The following is a 3,512-nucleotide window of genomic DNA, read 5'->3' as shown; positions in this document are numbered from 1 at the left end:
GACGGATTCGCCGGTTCGAATCCTACATGCCCAGCCAGGCAGTATGGTCTCCGCGACGCAAAATGTGCGATTGAGGTTTTGCGCCTGTGACGCCCGATCGCGCCATTGGTTTCACTCGCGGGGCAGTTCGTCAGTTGAACGTAACCGGTACGAGGTCCCACGTAGGCCGCAATCAGCTCGCGCGGGCGTAGCGGGTGGGCATCCAGTATTGGCGCATGGCCTCGACGACGGCTGGAATATCGCTGTGGGCGTTGCGCAGAAATTCCCTAGTCTCGCGGCCCCGCCGAGGTGGTCCGAGCAGCGGACGCCCCTGGTCGTCACGACAGTGCAGCAGGATGGGCAAGAGCAGCGCGTGGTTGACGTCGCTGGTATCGAGCAGCGGCGCCCAATCCGACATCCGGAGCCGCATGGCAGCGTAGAATCCTCGGCACCAAGGATGCGGATCGACTTCGCCATTGGGCTTGCGCCGATGCATTGGCTCGAACCGATCCGGGGTGGTCGTCAGAACGCGACTGATGTCGTTGTGGCGCCGCGCGACAGCGCGGATCGCCGTGAACTCCGAGGTGCCGCCGTGATTGAAGGCATCGGCATCGACGGCGAGCAGCGGACAGATCCAGTCGCGTGGGTCAATCGACACCGGCCCGGCCACGATCGCAGCGACGTAGCCATCCAGCATCGGGATGCTGGCGGCGACAGGATGCCGGTCGGCGCGGTCCTGCAGCCATCGCTCGAGCTCCGCGAGCGGCTTAGCGGCTGCCGCCATCGCCGGCGATTCGGAATGGCGATCTGGATTCATGCCGCGGCCTGTGCAGCTCGCTCACGGGCAGCCTTCCAGTTCCAGACCAGCAGCTCGTGCAGCTGATGGCTCTTGGTTTGCCCGGACACGATGCGCTCCAGCACGTCCGTCAGATAGATTTGGGGATCGAGTTCATGGAGCTTTGCTGTGTTCACGATCGACGACAGGATCGCCCAGCTCTCGGCGCCGCCCTCGCTGCCGCTGAACAATGAGTTGCGTCTGCCCATTGCAATGGGGCGCATGGAACGCTCGACCGTATTGGAATCGACCTCGACGCGGCCATCGCTGAGAAACAGCGTCAGTCCCTCCCAGTGATTGAGCACATAGTTGATGGCCTCTGTCAGCTTCGACTGGGAGAAGAGCTGGCTGATCATCTCGGTCAGTCGCGCTTTGAGCGCCTCCATCAGCGGTGTGGTTCTGGCACGGCGGGCGGCCAGCCGCTGCTCCGCACTGCTGCCGCGGATCTCTGCCTCGATGGCATAGATGGCCCGCAGGCGTTCGATTACCTCGTGCGCGAACGGCGAGCTCGTCGTCTTGTACACCTCGACAAATTTGCGTCGCGCATGGGCGAGACAGAAAGCGAGTTGGATCGTGCCGACATGGCCGCGGGCGAGCGCCTTGTAGGCGGCATAGCCGTCCACCTGCAGAATCCCGGAGAAGCCCGCCAACTGTCCGGCGATCGCGTCGGTGCCGCGCCCGTCGGCAAACACATAGGCGACCGCCGGCGGCGCCGGCCCGCCCCACGGGCGATCGTCCATCGCATGCGCCCAGAACTGGCAGATCCGGGTGCGGCGTCGCCCAGGGTCGAGCACCGGCATCGGAGTCTCGTCGCAGAACACCCGCGGTGCTGCCTGAATCGTCCGCAGCTGGAGGTCATAGAGGCTTTTGAGCCACCAGGCCGCACGCTTCACCCAGCCCGCAAGCGTCGCCCGGTCGAGATGGACGCCCTGGCCGGCCAAAATCTGCACCTGCCGGTACAGCGGCAGATACCAGGCGAACTTCGAGACCACCACGTGGGTCACGAGCGCTGTCGACGCCATGCCGCTCTCGATCAGGCGCGGCAGCACTTTCGCCTGCACCACACCATCGGTGCAGTCGCGGCAGGCATATTTGGGACGGATCGTGCGCAGCACCCGCAGGATCGCCGGGATCACGTCCAGCACCTCGCTGACGTCCTCGCCGATCTTGTGAAGCTCGCCCCGGCAGCACGGGCACCCGGTCGTGTCCGGCTCCAGCACCTGCTCGCAGCGCGGCAGGTGTTTAGGCAGCGCACCAATGTTGCGGCGCGCCTTCTTGCGCGGCGCTTTGCCAGACGGCTTCGCCGCAGACGCATCATCGTTAGCAGCCTCCGGCGGGGTGACGCCGGTCTCGAGATCGCCCAGCTCGAGCGCAAACTGCTCGGCGACCAGCACCGCAAGCCGCTCCGAGCGCCTCCCGAAGATCATGTCCTTGAGCGTCTGCATCGCCACGCGCAGCTTCTCGTTCTCGGCGTCGAGCGCGAGCACCATCTCGGTCAGAGCTGCGGTGTCGGTCGGGAGAGCTTCGGGGCGAATCGCCATGACCAGACGATACATCCGCGCACCCTATGCTCCAGCAAAATCCGCACCTCTCACCCCACAAGAGCCGGCTGCTTCACAGGCTTTGGTGAGACCCGCGTCCACTCGAGCCCGTCGAGCAGCATCGCGAGCTGAGTCACACTCAGATGCACCACGCCGTCGCGGATCGGCGGCCAGGTGAAGCGCCCCTGGTGCAGCCACTTCGTCACCAGCACCATGCCGCTGCCGTCCCAGGCCAGCAGCTTCACTCTATCCATGCGCTTGCTGCGGAACACGAAGACCTCGCCGCAATACGGGTTCGCGTGCAGCGCTTCGCTCACCAGCGCCGACAGCGTGTGCACCGACTTGCGAAAGTCGACCGGCTGCGTCGCCAGCACGACCTTGAGGTCGGCCCGTAGTGCGATCACCGGCCGCCTCTGAGCGCCGATAGCACCGTCGAGAGCGTCTTCAACTCCACTCCCGGCTCGACCCGGACGCGCGCCCCGCTCACCTCGATCTCGATCATTCCACCGGCCCTCGCCGGCAGAACCTTCTCCAGCAGCCTCGTCTGCGCCGGCGCAGCACGGTCCGGCTCGCCAGTTGTCCCGCCACCGCTCTCCTCGACAATCCGGACCGGCACGAAGCTTGCCGCCTTGCTGCGCGCCGTCGCTGCAAACTGATGTCGCCAGGCCGTGAGCAGCCCACGGGCGACGCCATTGCGCCGAGCCACCTCGGAAATGTTGGTGTCCGTCTCAAAGCTCTCCGCGACGATCCGGGCCTTCTCCTCGGCCGTCCACCGTCGTCGCCGGCTCTGCCCGGTGATCACTTCGATACGACGATACGAGTCGCCTTCCTGCCTGGCATCAAGCATGGCATTTGCCATCGCCTCACCTCCAACGATCAGCTCATGCCAAGCTGTATCGCAGGCGAATCTCACGATCGCGAGGTGGGGACGTCATGCCGGTTACGATCAGGCTAACGGTTTAGAGGTGCATGCCGCCACGAATAGTCTCTCCAGGCCGAAGAATACCAAAACCCTATCGCGCTGTTGCGCGCTTCCTGCCCGCGGCGGGCGGGGAGGCTTGGACCATTTGCTGATCGTCCCCGCGTTCATCGATGTCGGCCGCTTGCGCCTGGAAGCGCGCGATCAGCCACGATCCCGCCGGTCCAGGCGGGTTGTC

At 65.3% G+C, this 3,512-nt stretch carries 4 protein-coding genes; all 4 read right to left on the bottom strand.

From position 1 onward, the window contains the following. Positions 1–172: 172 nt before the first annotated feature. From VFL64_RS22805 to tnpA, 4 genes are read right to left on the bottom strand one after another with little or no spacing between them, the layout of a single operon-like run. Entirely contained in the window at positions 173–796 is a 624-nt protein-coding gene (locus VFL64_RS22805) for a UPF0149 family protein (protein WP_489542679.1), read from the bottom strand. Beyond that, complete coding sequence (gene tnpC, locus VFL64_RS22800; protein WP_489542680.1) at positions 793–2,355, bottom strand: IS66 family transposase; 1,563 nt, start codon at positions 2,353–2,355, stop codon at positions 793–795. Before tnpC ends, VFL64_RS22805 begins: the two co-directional genes overlap by 4 nt. Positions 2,356–2,405: 50 nt before the next feature. Further along, positions 2,406–2,759, bottom strand: coding sequence for an IS66 family insertion sequence element accessory protein TnpB (gene tnpB / locus VFL64_RS22795; RefSeq protein ID WP_489542678.1), 354 nt, complete (start codon positions 2,757–2,759; stop codon positions 2,406–2,408). Continuing rightward, positions 2,756–3,214: an IS66-like element accessory protein TnpA gene (tnpA, locus tag VFL64_RS22790; RefSeq protein ID WP_489542677.1), complete on the bottom strand. Its 459-nt coding sequence runs from the start codon at positions 3,212–3,214 to the stop codon at positions 2,756–2,758. Before tnpA ends, tnpB begins: the two co-directional genes overlap by 4 nt. Positions 3,215–3,512 lie beyond the last annotated feature (298 nt).

This window comes from Rhizobacter sp. (assembly GCF_035702065.1).
Lineage (GTDB): Bacteria > Pseudomonadota > Gammaproteobacteria > Burkholderiales > Burkholderiaceae_C > Rhizobacter.
Note: the sequence above shows the minus strand (reverse complement) of the source record. Positions and strands in the feature narration are given on the sequence as shown.